The organism is Rhodococcus sp. KBS0724 (assembly GCF_005938745.2).
Lineage (GTDB): Bacteria > Actinomycetota > Actinomycetes > Mycobacteriales > Mycobacteriaceae > Rhodococcus_F.
Map to the genome: position 1 here is coordinate 3596152 of NZ_VCBX02000001.1, position 15405 is coordinate 3611556.

Genomic DNA, 15405 nt, shown 5'->3' on the forward strand with positions numbered 1-15405 from the left:
TCAGTCCTCGTCGGAGTCTGCGTCGTCGATCGCGAATCCGAAAGAATCACCGCGGCGATATCCGTTTGTCCTGACACAGATATGCCCGTCCGGAGCGAGGGGTTCGCCGCACAGCGGACACGGAGCACGACCCGCGGCGATCACGCGCTCGGATCGCAGCGAGAATTCGCGCGCCTGCTCCGGGGTCAAGAACACGCGGACCGCGTCGGGTCCGTCGTCCGAATCGTCCAGCACTACCGACTCGTCGAACTCGGTTTCGCTGACTGCAAGAAGTTCCACGACGACGGCGCCGGCATCTGCGTCCCAGCCCAATCCCATCGTGCCGACGCGGAATTCGGCGTCGAGCGGAGTAACCAGCGGACTGAGGTCGGTGATGTCACCGGCTTCCGGTGGAACCTCGGTGCCGAAACGGCGATGCACCTCTTCCAGGAGTAGACCCATCCTGTCGGCCAGTACCTGCACCTGCTGCTTTTCGAGCAACACGCTCACAACTCGTGCCTCGTGCACGGCTTGGAGATAAAAAGACCTGTCACCGGGTTCTCCCACGGTCCCTGCGACAAATCGGTCAGGGGTGCGAAATACGTGAATCGCGCGCGACATTGCACCTCCTCGAATTCGAGCGGAACTTCCCTGGATACCCATTATCCGTCACGATCACACTCCGACCTCGCCGCCTGGCACGGATTCCTGCTCAGGGGCGGAGCCGTTGGTTGCCGCCTTGGCCTGACCGATCGCCGCCAATGCGTCTCCGGTGTCGTTGACGCGCAGCACGAAGGGCGAGGTGGTGGAATATCGGATCACACTCATCGACGCCGGTTCTGCAACGATGCGCTGAAACGAGTCGAGATGCATCGCGTACGCGTCTGCCAGTACGGATTTGATGACGTCGCCGTGTGTGCAGGCAATCCAGACGACATCCTTGCCATGCTCCTTGGCAAGTCTTCTGTCGTGTTCACGAATCGCGGCAACCGCCCGCGCTTGCACCTGCGCCAGACCTTCACCGTCGGGGAAGACGGCACCCGATGCGTGGCGCTGCACAACTTTCCACAGCGGTTCTTCGAGCAAGTCCTTCAGCGGACGACCCGTCCACTGGCCGTAGTCCACCTCGACGAGGCGCTCCTCGACAACGGGAGTCAATCCGCGGTCGGCGGCAAGCGGACCCACCGTCTGCTCACACCGCAGCAGCGGCGAGCGGACGATCTCGGCAATGTCGAGACCCGCCAACCTGTCGACGACGCCGTCGGCCTGTTTCCGGCCGTGATCGTCGAGTTCCACACCCGGCGTTCGACCGGCAAGTGTGTGGGCCGTATTGGACGTCGACCGCCCGTGCCGCAGAAGGACAACTGTCATGCCATAACCCTAATGGGGCGGGGCATTGCGCGGCGGACGGTCGACGTCGAAACCGGCGTTATGTCGCGGACACAACCCCTGTGGCCAGCAACGCAAGGACGACTACGCCGAGAGCGATTCTGTACCCGACGAACCAATACATCGAATGATTGACCACAAACTTGAGCAACCACGCGATGGCCGCGTAGCCGACAGCAAACGCGATGACCGTCGCGACGAACAGCTGGGGGCCGCTGGCGTTCAGTCCCTCGCCCGCAGGTTCGAAGGCGTCGGGCAGGCTGAAGAGCCCCGACGCGAGCACCGCCGGGATTGCCAGCAGGAACGAATAGCGTGCAGCGGCCTCGCGCGTAAGTCCGAGAAACAGACCGGCACTGATGGTTCCACCCGAACGGGACACCCCGGGAATGAGGGCAAGCGCCTGCGCCGAACCCATGATTATGCCGTCGCGCGCCGTGAGGGATTCGATGGGTCGGGACTTACGTCCGTAGTACTCGGCGGCGGCGATCACGAGCGCAAACACGATGAGCATCGTGGCGATCAACCACAAATTGCGTGCGCCGGTACGGATTTGGTCCTTGAACAGGAAACCGAGAATACCGACGGGAAGGGTACCGATGATGACGTACCAGCCCATCCGGTAGTCGAGGTCGCCGCGATGCTCGGCATGGAACAACCCGCGGAACCATGCGGTGACGATCCTCACGATGTCGCGCGCAAAATAGATCAGGACCGCAAGTTCGGTGCCGAGCTGAGTCACCGCGGTGAAGGACGCACCGGCGTCACTTCCGAAGAAAATCTCGGAGACGATCCGCAGGTGCCCCGACGACGAGACGGGAAGAAATTCGGTCAATCCCTGCACGAGCCCCAGGACCATGGCCTGTAGCCATGTCATCGCCTCACCCATCAGAGAACCGCCTGCACAAATTTTTCGAACTGGACTGATTCGAATGGGATTACTACACAACAGTTTCGTGGGGCGAGTTCACTTTTCACTGGCGTCACGCTACCGGGGCGTCGCCTGACGTGCCGAGTCCGGCACGCTGATGCCCGAATCCCCCGAGTTCGGTCGGGCGAGCACTAGTCTGCACGTGGTGAGAACTCCCGGGTGCGACGCACGCATTCGGGTCGGGCGTGAGATGGACGGCATTGATGAAACACAGATCAGTCGGAACGAGCGGACTTCGGGTGTCTCGACTTGGGCTCGGCACACTGACCTGGGGACGCGACACGGACGGGGACGAGGCCGCCGCACAACTTCTGGCTTTCGCAGAGGCCGGCGGAACCCTGGTCGACAGTTCCCCCGCGTACGGTGACGGCGCCGCGCAACGACTCCTTGCCGAACTTCTCGACGACGTCGTCCCCCGCGACGAACTGATCGTCAGCTCGAGCGCGGGGATCAACCCCAACCCGATCGGCACGGATCGCGTTGACTGCTCACGGCGTGGCCTGCTCCGCCAATTGGACGCAACACTGCGCGAACTCGGCACCGACTACCTCGACATGTGGCAGGTCGCGACCTGGGATCCGCTGACCCCGGTCGACGAGGTCGCGGCAACTCTCGACTACGCGGTCTCGAGCGGCAAAGTCCGCTACGTCGGTGTGCGCGGATACCTCGGGTGGCAGTTGGCTACCGCCGTCGGAGCTTGCGGCACAACATCTCTCACCGCCACCCAAGCCGAGTACTCCCTCTTGGCGCGCGGCGTCGAAGAGGAATTGTTTGCCGCGGCATCACACCACGGCGTCGGAGTGTTTGCCGCTGTCCCCCTCGCCGGCGGCGTTCTCACCGGCAAGTACCGGGGCGGGATTCCCGTCGATTCCCGCGGGGCCGACGACGCACATTCCGGCCACGTGCAGAGCTATCTCACCGATTCCTCGGTACGGGTTGTCGACGCGGTCGTTACAGCCGCCGACGGTCTGGGTACCTCACCGTTGGCTGTTGCTCTCGCATGGGCCCGCGATCGCCCGGGAGTTGCCAGTGCCGTCGTCGGCACTCGGGACCTCGCACAACTGACGGGTGTGCTGGTAGCCGAGGAACTCGAGTTGCCCGCTGCGATCGCTGCAGCACTCGACGACGTGAGTGCGTAACTTCGGGTCTCACTCATCGAAATACCCGAATTACCCACCTAGCGAGGGCAGGCTAACCTAGTAGATAACACGTTCCTGAGCTAGAGGAGAACCTATGACCACGCTTGACGTAGACCACAGTCCCGCCGACGCGTCGGCGTTCTCCGAACGCATCAAAGCGCAGACCGACGCAGCGCACCGCGAAACCGAGCAGTCACGGTTCGTCGGCGCTCTGCTCGGCGGCGAACTGACCACCGCCGGATACGCGGCGCTACTGGGACAGACGTACCTGGTCTACACAAGCCTGGAGGAAGCCGGCCGTGCGCATGCCGACAACGCACTGGTCAACCCGTTCCTCTCCGACGATCTCCTCCGCGTCGCAGCGCTCGAGGCCGATCTCGAGTTTCTGAATGGACCGAACTGGCGTGAGGGCCTCGAGGCACTGCCCGCAACGCAGCGGTACGTGGCGCGTTTGCAGGAAGTTGCCTTCGACTGGCCGGCCGGCTTCGTGGCACACCACTACCTTCGCTACATGGGCGATCTGTCCGGTGGTCAGATCATCCGCCGCATGTTGGAGCGCGCGTACGGTTTCGAAACCGACGGCCTGCGTTTCTACATCTTCGACGGCATCCCCAAGCCCAAGCCGTTCAAGGACGCGTACCGCGCGAATCTCGACGCACTAGCAATTTCCCCCGACGATCAGCAGAAGTTCATCGACGAGGTCAATCTGGCCTACCGCCTCAACGGTGATCTGTTTGCCGATCTGGAGGGCGACATCGAGAGCTACCTCGTCAAATGAGCAAGCGTTGGGCCGCCGCAGCACTGATCGCGGTTGCCGGTTTCGGATTGGTCGCGTGCGGGTCGGCGGACAACGCCGGCGGCGCCGGCTCAACGCAGGCTCGCACTGCGGTACTCGAGGATTCCAGCCCCACACCGGTGAGTGAGAATCCCGTTGCCGCGCTGCCCGCCACCGTCACAGGCTTCGACGGTGTCCCGGTCACGATTACGGACAACAGTCGGATCGTCGCCGCCGACCGGTACGGAACCTTTGCCGCAACCACCGTTGCACTCGGGCTCGGGGACAACCTGGTCGGCCGTGACACAGCGGCCAAGTTCCCGGCCGTCGAAGACGTCCCGGTCGTGACGGTGGGCGGTTCGTCGCTCAGTGCCGAAGCGATTCTCAATCTCAACCCGACCGTCGTTCTCACCGACACGAGCATCGGCCCGCAGAGTGTGCAGGACCAACTGCGGGCAGCCGGAATCCCCGTTGTCTTCTTCGATCCGACCCGCACGCTCGAAGGAGTCCCGTCACAAATCCAGGCCGTCGCCGACGCCCTCGGTGTACCGGAGCAGGGCAAGGCGCTGGTCAGTCGAACCGAGAGCGAAATCGACGCAGCGCGGGATCTGGTCCCCGATGACCGCGATCCCCTGAAGATCGCGTTTCTCTACCTCCGCGGATCAGCGATCACCATGATCGGCGGTGACGGATCCGGAGCCGATTCACTCATCGAGGCACTCGGCGCCGTCGATGCCGGAACAGCGTCCGGCATCACACAGAAGTTTGCGCCCATCACCAGTGAGGCACTCATCGCAGCAGCGCCCGACGCGTTTTTGATGATGACCGACGGTCTCGCTTCCATCGGCGGAATCGACGGTCTCGAGAAGATCCCCGGCATCGCCCAGACCCCGGCCGGAAAGAACCAGCGGGTCGTCGACATGGAAGACGGCGTCCTGCTCAGCTTCGGCCCCAATACCGGGCGAGTGATGCAATCGCTCGCCGAAGCAATCTACGGACCCGCTGATTCGTGAGTACAGAAACAGATAAAGCCGTCGAGAAATCGGCACCGCGACCGGCATCACGCTCACGAGTGAGTGGGGTGTTGATCGGACTCACCGTCGCGTTGGTGATCGTCGCCGTGCTCTCCGCGTGCATCGGTCAGGTGCCGACGTCACCACTCGAGGTGCTCAGCAGCATCATGCACCGCATCGGCCTGGACATCGGCCCGATGCCCGCCCACCCCAGCGGCGAAGTCACGCTGTGGGAGGTGCGCTTCCCCCGCGTCGTTCTGGCCATCTGCGTCGGCGCGGCACTCGGATGCTCCGGTGCCCTACTGCAAGGCGTCTTCGCGAATCCTCTGGCCGAACCGGGTGTGATCGGTGTGTCCTCGGGTGCAGCGGTGGGAGCCAGCGCAGTCATCGTGGTCGGTGGTAGTTTTGTCGCTGGCTGGGCCATCGCCGCAGCCGCGTTTGTCAGCGGACTCGTGACCACGGCAATCGTGTATCTGTTCGCCCGCCACGAGGGCCGGACCGAAGTGGTCACCTTGGTCCTGACCGGTGTGGCAGTGAACGCATTTGCCGGCGGACTCATCGCCTTCTTCACCTTTATCGCCAGCCCGTCGGCACGTGATCAGATCGTGTTCTGGCAACTCGGCAGCCTCAACGGCGCCACCTGGAGTTCGGTGATGGTGGTCGCACCGATGGCCGTCGCCGGAATCGCGGCGACCATGGCTATCGCGTCGCGCCTCGATCTCCTCGCTCTCGGCGAGCACGCCGCCAGGCACCTGGGTGTCAACGTCGAGCGGCTACGGCAACTGGCGGTCTTGATCGTTGCGCTTCTGGTGTCGGCCAGCGTTGCCTTCACCGGCATCATCTTGTTCGTCGGACTCGTTGTTCCCCACCTCATGCGCATCGTCGTCGGCCCAGGCCACCGCGCACTCATCCCGGCAAGCGCACTGACCGGCGCATTGGTACTACTCCTCGCCGACCTCGGATCACGCTCTCTGATCGACAACGCCGACCTTCCCCTCGGAATGCTCACAGCACTGGTCGGCGGACCCTTCTTCTTCTGGCTCCTCCGACGCACCCGTTCACAGCAAGGCGGGTGGGCATGAGCAGCATCGCCCGGAACTGGCGCGAACTGTTCGGACGAACGCCACCGGAACCGTCGAATCCGCAGAGCGGTGACATCACGCTGCAAGCGCGGGACATCACCGTAGAACGCGGTGGCAGGCACATCCTCGAAGGCGTCAGCGTCGACGTGCGCGCCGGCGAAGTAGTTGTCCTCGTCGGCCCGAACGGCGCGGGCAAGTCGACGCTCCTCGCCGCGCTGTCAGGCGATCAGCCCGTCGTCTCGGGCCGCGTCGACGTCGACGGAACCGACCTGAATCACTGGACACCGTTGGACATGGCCAGGCGGCGGGCCGTACTCCCCCAGAAACACACCATCGGCTTCTCGTTCACCGCTCGGCAAGTTGTCACGATGGGCCGAGCGCCGTGGGCCGGCACCGCCCGAGAGGATCGCGACGGCGACGCTATCGCGGCAGCAATGAAAACCTGTGACGTCGAAGCATTTGCCCATCGACCGTTTGCCGCACTGTCGGGCGGCGAGCAGGCCAGGGTGGCGCTCGCCCGCGTTCTGGCGCAGGAAACGTCGACGGTTCTCCTCGACGAACCCACCGCCGCACTCGATCTCGGGCATCAGGAAGCAGTCATGTCCGTTGCACGCAGCCGCGCCGCCGACGGTGACGCCGTTGTGGTCGTTCTGCACGATCTGGCGTTGGCTGCCGCCTATGCGGACCGGATAGTCGTCCTCGAGAGCGGCCGCATTGCCGCCGACGGTCCACCTGCGTCGGTTCTGCGTGAAGATCTACTCACCCGTGTCTACGGCTATCCCGTGGAAGTGTTCGATCATCCACGAACCGGCGCGACGTTGGTGATACCGCGACGTGATTCTCTGAACACGGAAAGTCGGCAAGCCGGTGTCAGCGAACGGAATCAATAATCGAGCCGAGCCGATCAAGGACTCCGCGCAACGTGGTCACTCCGGGACCTCGAGCCGGAGAATGTGACGAATCCGACTCCGCAGAATGAACTGCGTCTCGCACCACAGCAGAAATGCTGCGCTCATCGGTCAGGTCCACATCGGTCACCGAACGATTGGCCGTGGCGATCACGTCTTCAGAACTCGGTACGGTGCGCTCGCAGTAATCGCGGTATACCTCGACGTACAAAACACTCTTGCGAACCCGAAATGCGAAAGTTCTCCCCTCCGACCTGCCGAAACCGTGAGCATACGGGCCTACCGAAATATCTTCGATCTCGAAATCGCCGAAAGATCCGCCAGGTCGTTCCGCAGCGGATTCGGTGGGTTCGACAGGAATCACAGTGAGCTCCTCGAGGATTGCCGCGTGGGCGGAAATCCGTATTTGTACGGTATCGCGTGCGATCGGCAGACGGAATGACCGGTGCACTCCGATGCAATGAAAACCAATTCGCAGCGATCAGGGATGATCGAGTGCAGGCGCGCTCCGCTGAAACACCGTCTCGAGTAGAAAACGAGGAATCAACACCATGACTCGCATTGGGCTCCGCACCACCACAGCAGCGATGGGGGCGGCGTTGATGCTGGTGACAGGATGTTCTTCCGACGACGGCGAGACCAAGCTCCAGACGATTGATCCGGCAACCGCCGTAGCGTCGCCTGCCACGACAAATTCGCTCGACGGCGTCGTTCATCCGTATTCGGGTCGGATCGATTCCATCACATTTGATCCGGTTACGCGCAACGTACTTCTCGTATCGCAGGAATCGCCCACTGTTCGGATCGTCGCGGCCGACGATGTCGAGTCCTCGAGCGCGGCAATGACCGGCCGCGACGTCAGCATCGACGGCAACATCCGGGACGTGTCCATCGCTTCCGACGGAAACGCGCTGTTGTCCATGGACAACCAGGTTGTGAAGCTGAATCTGACGTCCGGCGAGCAGACGACATTTCCCTCCCTTGACCCGGCCAACTCCGCAGTCGAGTTGGCCGACGGCCGCATCGCGATCGGAACCGAGCGAGGCACAGTTCACGTTGTCGACCCGAGTTCTGATACATCACAAACTATTTCAGGCCTCGCATCGGTCGACGAACTTGCCGTCACGGGCGACAACGTGAGCGCCCTCGACCATCGTCAGACCTCGCTCACCGACATCAACCTCGAGGAAGATCGACTCGGATCGGCTTTGCGTGCCGGAGAAGGCGCGACGCACCTCGTGACGGACCGTTTCGGTCGTATTCTCGTCACCGACACCACCGGCGACGAACTGTTGGTCTTCACCGCCGATCCCCTTCTCCTGCGCCAGCGGTTCCCGGTCGGTGATTCGCCGTACGCAGTGGCCTACGACGAGACCGCCGATCGTGTGTGGGTAACTCTGACGGCTTCCAACGAAGTTGTCGGACTCGACCTCTCGTCGGGAATCCCGGTGGAAACGAACCGATACAACACCGTTCGTCAGCCCAATTCCCTCGCGGTCGATTCCAGCACCGGAACCCTCGTCGTCGGCTCCGCAACCGGGGACGGCGTACAGGTCATCCCCACTCGGAACGGCTGACAATGCAGCGGCACAACGGTGTATCACCACATCTGCGACGTACCCCGTCACCGCAGTGGGACATGTCCGACGACGTGTTCGACTATCTGCCGCTGCAACTACCGCCCCATGTCTCACGAGTGACGGCGTCGATGCGCCTGGCGATTTCCGCCGAGTTCGGCGGTTGGGAACTCTCGCAGGTTCGGCTGTACCCCGACGGCAGCCGTCGGGTCCTGCTGCGGCGCAAGAAGACACCGTTACACGTGGACAACCCGGACGGCATTGCTCACTGAGCCGCCCGTTTCATCGAAGATCTCACCAGACAAGCAGGAGAATCGTGTACCAACTGCTCTTGAGCCTGATGTTCCGGCTTCCCCCGGAGCGCATCCACCACCTGGCCTTCACCGCGATGAAACTGGTGACCCGGTTTGCACCGATCAGGTGGCTCGTGGCGAAGGTTCTCGTTCTCGACGATCCGGTACTGCGCAGTCAGGCATTCGGACTGACATTTCCTGCCCCACTCGGTTTGGCGGCGGGCTTCGACAAGGACGCCACCGGCGTCGACGCGTGGGGTCCGCTCGGTTTCGGCTTCGCGGAAATCGGAACAGTCACCGCGCAGGCTCAGCCCGGTAATCCGCAGCCACGACTTTTCCGACTGCCTGCGGACCGTGCACTGATCAACCGCATGGGATTCAACAATCACGGCGCCGGGCATGCCGCGAACTTCCTCCGTCAGCGCCGAGTCATCGTACCGATCGGCGCGAACATCGGAAAGACCAAGATCGTCGACGCCGCGGACGCACCCGCCGATTACACCGCGAGCGCCCAATTGCTCGGACCGCTCGCCGATTTCATGGTCGTCAACGTCAGCTCACCGAACACCCCTGGCCTACGTGACCTGCAAGCCGTCGAGTCGCTGCGCCCGCTCTTGCAGGCCGTGCTCGATACCGTCCATATTCCGGTGCTGGTGAAGATTGCCCCTGATCTGTCCGACGAGGACGTCGACGCAGTCGCCGATCTCGCTGTCGAACTCGGGTTGGCCGGCATCGTGGCCACGAACACCACCATTCGCCGTGACGGTCTGAAAACCCCCGATGCCGAGGTAGCTGCGATCGGCGCCGGCGGACTCTCGGGCGCTCCCGTCGCGGACCGCTCACTCGAGGTACTGCGGCGGCTGTATGCGCGGGTGGGCGACAAGCTCACCATCATCTCTGTCGGCGGTATCGAAACAGCTGATCAGGCGTGGGAACGGATTCTCGCGGGCGCAACCTTGGTGCAGGGCTACACCGGCTTCATCTACGGCGGACCCTTCTGGGCGCGCAGTATCCACAAGGGAATCGCGAAGCGTGTTCGCGCGGCGGGCTTCTCGTCGATCAGTCAGGCCGTCGGGGCGGAGAACCCCCGCTGAACTGCTGTGCGCCTTTGTTAACCGCGGGCGGTTAACAAAGGCGCACAGTGCATTACTCGACCTCGAACGTACCGGTCAGCGTTGCGCGCGCAATTGCGTGCGCGAACACGTTGAAGCCGAGAAACGCCGGCGAAGAATCAGCCGTGACTCCGTCGAGCTTGTCCACGTCGAGTGCGTGCACCGCAACGATGTACCGATGCGGACCGTGTCCGGGAGGCGGGCCGGCGCCGATGTAACCGAAGCCCCCGCCGTCGTGGCGCAGCGTCACGGTTCCCTCCGGAAGGTCAGTGCTGTCCGCACTTCCGATGCCTGCGGGCAGTTCGGTGACCGAAGCCGGGATATTCGCCACGGCCCAGTGCCAGAATCCCGACGCCGTCGGAGCATCCGGATCGAACACGGTGACCACAAAGCTCTTCGTCTCGGCGGGGAAACCCGACCACGACAACTGCGGCGATATGTCCTGCCCACCGGGAACGCCGAAAGCGCCACTCGCTTGCGCAAGTTTCAGCGGCTCTCCGGCAGTGATGTCTTCACTGGTCAGCTCGAAGCTCGGGAGCTTCGGCAGTGGTTCGTACGGATCGTAAGCCATGCGAAACCTCTCTGTTTTTAGTAATCGCTGTTTTTGGTAATCGCTGTTTCTCGTACTCGGTGACTGTGTACGCGTTCAGGAATTGAGCAGAAAATGTTCCAGAACACGTGTTCCGAACAGTAGTGCGTCCACCGGCACGCGCTCGTCGACGCCATGGAACAGCGCGGTGAAATCGAGTTCCGGCGGCAACTGCAGCGGCGCAAAGCCGAAGCACCGAATCCCGAGCTTCGCGAAGGCTTTTGCGTCGGTGCCTGCGGAGAGCATGTACGGCACGGTGCGCGCACCGGGATCGTGCGCCAGGATTGCGTCGTTCATCGCGTCGACCAGATGACCGTCGAACGTGGTCTCGTACGAGTCGAGTTTGGTGATCCACTCGCGGGTGACGTCGGGTCCGATGAGGGCGTCGACGGTGCGCTCGAACTCGGCTTGCCGGCCCGGAAGCACACGGCAGTCGAAGACAGCCTCGGCAGTCTGAGGAATGACGTTTGCCTTGTAGCCGGCCTTGAGCATCGTCGGATTGGCCGTGTCCCGGAACGTTGCTCCGATGATCTTGGCGATGCTGCCCAGTTTCGCGAGGGTCCCGTCGATGTCCGGTGACGTCGGATCGAAGTCGAGTCCGGTCTCCTCGCTGACCGCGGTAAGGAATTCCGCAACGGAATCGGAAAGAATGATCGGGAACTCGTGGGCGCTCAGACGCGCAACGGCGCCGGCCAGTATGGCGACAGCATTGTCGTCGTGCAGGAAGGACCCGTGTCCGGCGCGGCCTTTTGCCGTCAGCCGCATCCAGCCGAGTCCCTTTTCTGCCGTCTCCACGACATACAGACGACGGTCGGTTCCATCCGGACGGGGAACGGTCAGCGAGAACCCGCCCACCTCGCCGACTGCTTCGGTGACGCCTTCGAACAGATCCGGGCGATGCTCCACGAGCCACTGGCAGCCGTACTTACCGCCCGCCTCTTCATCGGCGACAAACGCGAACACGAGATCGCGCGGCGGCACTGTTCCCTCTGCCTTGAACTGCCGTGCCAGAGCCAGGATCATCCCGACCATGTCCTTCATGTCGACGGCGCCGCGCCCCCAGATGTATCCGTCCTGAACGGTGCCGGAGAAAGGGTGAACACTCCAGTCGGCAGGCTCGGCCGGGACGACGTCCAGGTGACCGTGCAACATCAAGGCGCCACGGCCGGACTCTGCACCCTTCAACCGGGCAAACACGTTGCCACGGCCCGGCGCACCGGATTCGACGTATTCGGTCTCGTAACCCACTTCCTGTAGTTGGGCGGCGACCCACTCCGCGCACGCCCGTTCACCCTTGGTCGTTTCGAGTTCACCCGTATTGGACGTGTCGAACCGGATCAGAGAGCTGACAAGGTCGACAACTTCGTTTTCGGCGCGAGAAGGGCCTGAATCTTTCGGCGATAAGGACATGTCACTTTCCTACCACCGAAACACTTGTCGCGGCGGCATGGACATGGTCCGACCTGGCGATTTGGGCAACCTCACCGAATCGGATACTCTTTCCCAGCACCGAGAAATCGGGGCCGAGTCCGAGTGGCGGAATGGCAGACGCGCTAGCTTGAGGTGCTAGTGTCCTATTAACGGACGTGGGGGTTCAAGTCCCCCCTCGGACACTCGAATAAACAACCAATGACTCCAGCTGATCAAGCTGGGGTCATTTTTTGTTCACTATGTACCGAACGCCAGAAATTCGGACATCCCCTGTGCTTGACTTCGTCTATGCGAAAATCATTGCTGGTCGCAGCCTTGATCGGCACGTCGATGATGACCGCGACATTGCCTGCCGGAGCCGCTACGCAAACCTGGGACGGCGATTACTCGGTCAAACGGTTCGCAGCCTCGAAAACCGGTACCAGCCTCGCGGCAAGTCAGTGGGAACCGGATTTCTCCGATGTCTACACGTTCGAAACCGATTGTTCCGGCGGACCCTGTGTCGCCACCGTGATCGCCGGGCCCGCGCCGGCAAATCCGACTTTGCCTCAGCCTGCGCAATACACCTGGGACGGCACCAGTTGGGTTCATCCGTACGACTGGGAATGGGACTGCTATCAAGGTGAGGGTGTACCCAAAGTGTGGGCGCCGGCTCATTCCGTGGCCTATTACACCCCCCAGCCGGACGGCACTCTGGTCGGATCGTGGCGCACAGAGATCGATGGCGGCCCCTGCGACGGTTCGGTGATCATGGCGGTCGCGGCCTACCCGGTCAATTCAAATCCAGGACCGTTCGGCAGCGGCAACTGACCCGCCTGAACAGGACAAACGTGCACACTGTCCACGCGATTTGGGAGAGCGGGACAGCATCGGATACTCTTTCCCAGCACCGAGAAATCGGGGCCGAGTCCGAGTGGCGGAATGGCAGACGCGCTAGCTTGAGGTGCTAGTGTCCTATTAACGGACGTGGGGGTTCAAGTCCCCCCTCGGACACTCTGTGTTGAGACAGACAGGAAAAGCTCCGGTTCATTGAACCGGAGCTTTTCTCGTAAAGGGCCAAGTTCCCGCACCGGGAACAGACCGCGCGAGCGGCGATCGAGATGGAACAGAAGTTCACGTGGATACAGACACACGGCAGTTCGACGTAACGGATTCAGAATCTGCGGGAGCAGAACTGGCCGGACTCGACCCCGCAGAACTCGAAATCTGCTTGAAGGTTCTGCGCGAAGCAGCCGAACTCGACGACGAGCATCCCGACTCGATCATCATGCAGCGTGCCGTCGGCCATCTGTTCAAACGTCTCAAGAAGAAGCGCCGCCTCGCCTCGCGTGCAGCGGTCAACGAAGCCGACCGCACTGTCGTCGCCGCAACGGCCACGGGATCACCGGATCGAATCGACGACGAAACCGCCGGCATCCCCATCAAGTCGAATACCGCCGGGGCAATTGCCGGCACCCTCATCAAGGCGCGTCCCTGCTACATCTGCAAGCAGCGCTACACCCAGGTCGACGCGTTCTATCACCAGTTGTGCCCGGACTGCGCCGCAACCTCTCGCGCCAAGCGTGACGCCAGCACGGACCTGACCGGACGCCGCGCACTCCTCACCGGAGGCCGCGCCAAGATCGGTATGTACATCGCTCTGCGCCTCCTGCGCGACGGTGCCCACCTGACGATCACCACGAGATTCCCCAACGACGCGATCCGGCGCTTCAAGGCGATGGAAGACAGCGCCGACTGGATTCATCGTCTCCGCATCGTCGGCATCGACCTCCGCGACCCCGCTCAGGTAGTTGCCCTGGCTGATTCCGTTGCGGCACAAGGCCCCCTCGACATCCTGATCAACAACGCCGCGCAGACGGTCCGCCGCTCCCCCGGCGCGTACGGCGCTTTGGTCGACGCCGAATCCGGCGCACTGCCGGCGGGCGAGCTCCCCGATGTCGTCACCTTCGGCAAGACCAGCGACGCGCACCCCGCAGCACTGGCCGGGTCACTATCCGACGTCGCAGCCATCACCTCCGGAAATCTCTCCGCCGACGCCGTCAGCTCGCTCGCGCTGGTCGCAAAATCCGCGTCACCTGACCGCATCGAGCAGGGCATTGCCATCGATGCCGGCGGGCTCCTCCCCGACCTCGCCCACACCAACAGTTGGGTGCAGACCGTCGAGGAAGTTGATCCGATCGAGCTTCTCGAAGTGCAACTCTGCAATTCGGTTGCCCCGTTCATTCTCGTCTCACGCCTGCGCCCGTCGATGGCAGCAGCGGCAGCGCGTCGAAAGTACGTCGTGAACGTCTCCGCAATGGAAGGCCAGTTCAGCCGCGCGTACAAGGGTCCTGGTCACCCGCACACCAACATGGCCAAAGCAGCACTGAACATGCTGACTCGCACCAGTTCCAAGGAAATGCTCGAGGACGGCATCCTCATGACTGCCGTCGACACCGGGTGGATCACCGACGAGCGTCCCCACTTCACCAAGATGCGCCTCGCCGACGAAGGATTTCACGCTCCGCTCGACCTGGTCGACGGTGCCGCTCGCGTCTACGACCCCATCGTTCAGGGCGAGCTGGGCGTCGACATCCACGGTTGCTTCCTCAAGGACTACAAGCCCTCACCCTGGTGAGTGGTGACCCCACACACCTCCCCCTCTCGATGTGGTGATCTCGACACCCCCTAGCGGCCGTGTCGAGTGCCGCATTTGCGGTAGTGCTCGGCAATGCACGCGATAATGGACCTCGACACTGCTCACTGCCTCGGAGGAACCATGACGATTGCCGTCGTACACAAGGACAGCCCGGAGGGCCGGGCGGCAATTGTCCACGGAGCACGCGAATCGGTGAATCGGCGCGAGCAACTTGTCGTGCTGCACGTACTCGACGACGTCAACGTCCCGGATACCGACGAAGACAGCGCGGCCTTGCGCGGCGAGATCCAGTCGGCACTCGACGCCGGCGGATTCGCGCAGACGCCCTGGGAACTGCGCACCACCGAACATGACGGCGATCCGGTGACCGCTTTGGTGGAGTTGGTCGATGCCGTCGAAGCCGATCTGTTGATCGTGGGAACGCGTCGTATGTCACCCATCGGCAAGTTTCTCCTCGAGCGCCCGCTACAGCGACTACTGCTCGAAGTCGAGGTCCCGATCCTGGTCGTGAAGGAACCGTTGCCTGCGGAGTGAGCTCACTCACACCCAAGA

17 protein-coding genes and 2 tRNA genes are annotated in these 15405 nt (G+C 62.7%); 13 read left to right on the top strand and 6 right to left on the bottom strand.

Annotation, left to right across the window (positions count from 1 at the left end):
* The 3 genes from FFI94_RS16560 to FFI94_RS16570 are packed head-to-tail and all read right to left on the bottom strand — an operon-like array spanning position 1 to position 2254.
* Positions 1-600, bottom strand: a complete 600-nt coding sequence (locus FFI94_RS16560) for a DUF3090 domain-containing protein (protein WP_138868808.1) — start codon at positions 598-600, stop codon at positions 1-3.
* Between the two features lie 54 nt (positions 601-654).
* The gene (locus FFI94_RS16565; protein ID WP_138868809.1) at positions 655-1350 is read right to left on the bottom strand and encodes a histidine phosphatase family protein; all 696 of its coding nucleotides are present in this window, start codon (positions 1348-1350) and stop codon (positions 655-657) included.
* Between the two features lie 58 nt (positions 1351-1408).
* The gene (locus FFI94_RS16570; RefSeq protein ID WP_092807715.1) at positions 1409-2254 is read right to left on the bottom strand and encodes an undecaprenyl-diphosphate phosphatase; all 846 of its coding nucleotides are present in this window, start codon (positions 2252-2254) and stop codon (positions 1409-1411) included.
* A 245-nt stretch (positions 2255-2499) separates the two neighbouring features.
* Here FFI94_RS16570 and FFI94_RS16575 point away from each other — a divergent pair, with 245 nt between their 5' ends.
* The 5 genes from FFI94_RS16575 to FFI94_RS16595 all read left to right on the top strand — a co-directional run bounded on the left by FFI94_RS16575 (position 2500) and on the right by FFI94_RS16595 (position 7195).
* Positions 2500-3435: an aldo/keto reductase gene (locus FFI94_RS16575; RefSeq protein ID WP_138868810.1), complete on the top strand. Its 936-nt coding sequence runs from the start codon at positions 2500-2502 to the stop codon at positions 3433-3435.
* Between the two features lie 94 nt (positions 3436-3529).
* Complete coding sequence (locus tag FFI94_RS16580) at positions 3530-4213, top strand: heme oxygenase (biliverdin-producing) (RefSeq protein ID WP_138868811.1); 684 nt, start codon at positions 3530-3532, stop codon at positions 4211-4213.
* Complete coding sequence (locus FFI94_RS16585) at positions 4210-5223, top strand: hemin ABC transporter substrate-binding protein (RefSeq protein WP_138868812.1); 1014 nt, start codon at positions 4210-4212, stop codon at positions 5221-5223. Before FFI94_RS16580 ends, FFI94_RS16585 begins: the two co-directional genes overlap by 4 nt.
* The gene (locus FFI94_RS16590) at positions 5220-6305 is read left to right on the top strand and encodes an iron ABC transporter permease (RefSeq protein ID WP_138868813.1); all 1086 of its coding nucleotides are present in this window, start codon (positions 5220-5222) and stop codon (positions 6303-6305) included. The genes FFI94_RS16585 and FFI94_RS16590 overlap by 4 nt, the downstream gene beginning before the upstream one ends.
* Positions 6302-7195, top strand: coding sequence for a heme ABC transporter ATP-binding protein (locus FFI94_RS16595; RefSeq protein ID WP_138868814.1), 894 nt, complete (start codon positions 6302-6304; stop codon positions 7193-7195). The genes FFI94_RS16590 and FFI94_RS16595 overlap by 4 nt, the downstream gene beginning before the upstream one ends.
* Here the strand turns inward: FFI94_RS16595 and FFI94_RS16600 are convergent.
* Positions 7176-7577, bottom strand: a complete 402-nt coding sequence (locus FFI94_RS16600) for a hypothetical protein (protein WP_138868815.1) — start codon at positions 7575-7577, stop codon at positions 7176-7178. The genes FFI94_RS16595 and FFI94_RS16600 overlap by 20 nt on opposite strands.
* Before the next feature lie 187 nt (positions 7578-7764).
* Here FFI94_RS16600 and FFI94_RS16605 point away from each other — a divergent pair, with 187 nt between their 5' ends.
* From FFI94_RS16605 to FFI94_RS16615, 3 genes are read left to right on the top strand one after another with little or no spacing between them, the layout of a single operon-like run.
* Positions 7765-8790 carry a hypothetical protein gene (locus FFI94_RS16605; protein ID WP_138868816.1) on the top strand — a complete coding sequence of 342 codons (1026 nt, stop codon included), beginning with the start codon at positions 7765-7767 and terminating at the stop codon, positions 8788-8790.
* A 2-nt stretch (positions 8791-8792) separates the two neighbouring features.
* Entirely contained in the window at positions 8793-9062 is a 270-nt protein-coding gene (locus FFI94_RS16610) for a DUF5703 family protein (RefSeq protein ID WP_221937755.1), read from the top strand.
* Positions 9063-9106: 44 nt separating this feature from the next.
* Positions 9107-10177, top strand: a complete 1071-nt coding sequence (locus tag FFI94_RS16615) for a quinone-dependent dihydroorotate dehydrogenase (protein WP_138868817.1) — start codon at positions 9107-9109, stop codon at positions 10175-10177.
* Between the two features lie 52 nt (positions 10178-10229).
* On the opposite strand, the gene FFI94_RS16620 is transcribed toward FFI94_RS16615, so the two are convergent.
* Both FFI94_RS16620 and FFI94_RS16625 read right to left on the bottom strand, forming a co-directional pair.
* The gene (locus FFI94_RS16620; protein ID WP_138868818.1) at positions 10230-10766 is read right to left on the bottom strand and encodes a YbhB/YbcL family Raf kinase inhibitor-like protein; all 537 of its coding nucleotides are present in this window, start codon (positions 10764-10766) and stop codon (positions 10230-10232) included.
* Between the two features lie 75 nt (positions 10767-10841).
* Positions 10842-12194, bottom strand: a complete 1353-nt coding sequence (locus tag FFI94_RS16625; protein ID WP_138868819.1) for a M20/M25/M40 family metallo-hydrolase — start codon at positions 12192-12194, stop codon at positions 10842-10844.
* A gap of 117 nt (positions 12195-12311) precedes the next feature.
* On the opposite strand from FFI94_RS16625, the gene FFI94_RS16630 reads away from it, so the two are divergent.
* The 5 genes from FFI94_RS16630 (at position 12312) to FFI94_RS16650 (ending at position 15387) form a co-directional block, all read left to right on the top strand.
* Positions 12312-12397, top strand: a tRNA-Leu gene (locus FFI94_RS16630).
* A gap of 106 nt (positions 12398-12503) precedes the next feature.
* A complete protein-coding gene (locus tag FFI94_RS16635; protein WP_138868820.1) occupies positions 12504-13025 on the top strand; it encodes a hypothetical protein in 522 nt (173 codons plus the stop codon).
* A 97-nt stretch (positions 13026-13122) separates the two neighbouring features.
* A tRNA-Leu gene (locus tag FFI94_RS16640) sits at positions 13123-13208 on the top strand.
* A 181-nt stretch (positions 13209-13389) separates the two neighbouring features.
* Positions 13390-14832 (top strand): SDR family oxidoreductase, encoded by a 1443-nt coding sequence (locus tag FFI94_RS16645; protein WP_138873228.1) that lies wholly within the window; start codon positions 13390-13392, stop codon positions 14830-14832.
* A 141-nt stretch (positions 14833-14973) separates the two neighbouring features.
* Positions 14974-15387, top strand: coding sequence for a universal stress protein (locus FFI94_RS16650; RefSeq protein WP_033232182.1), 414 nt, complete (start codon positions 14974-14976; stop codon positions 15385-15387).
* Positions 15388-15405 lie beyond the last annotated feature (18 nt).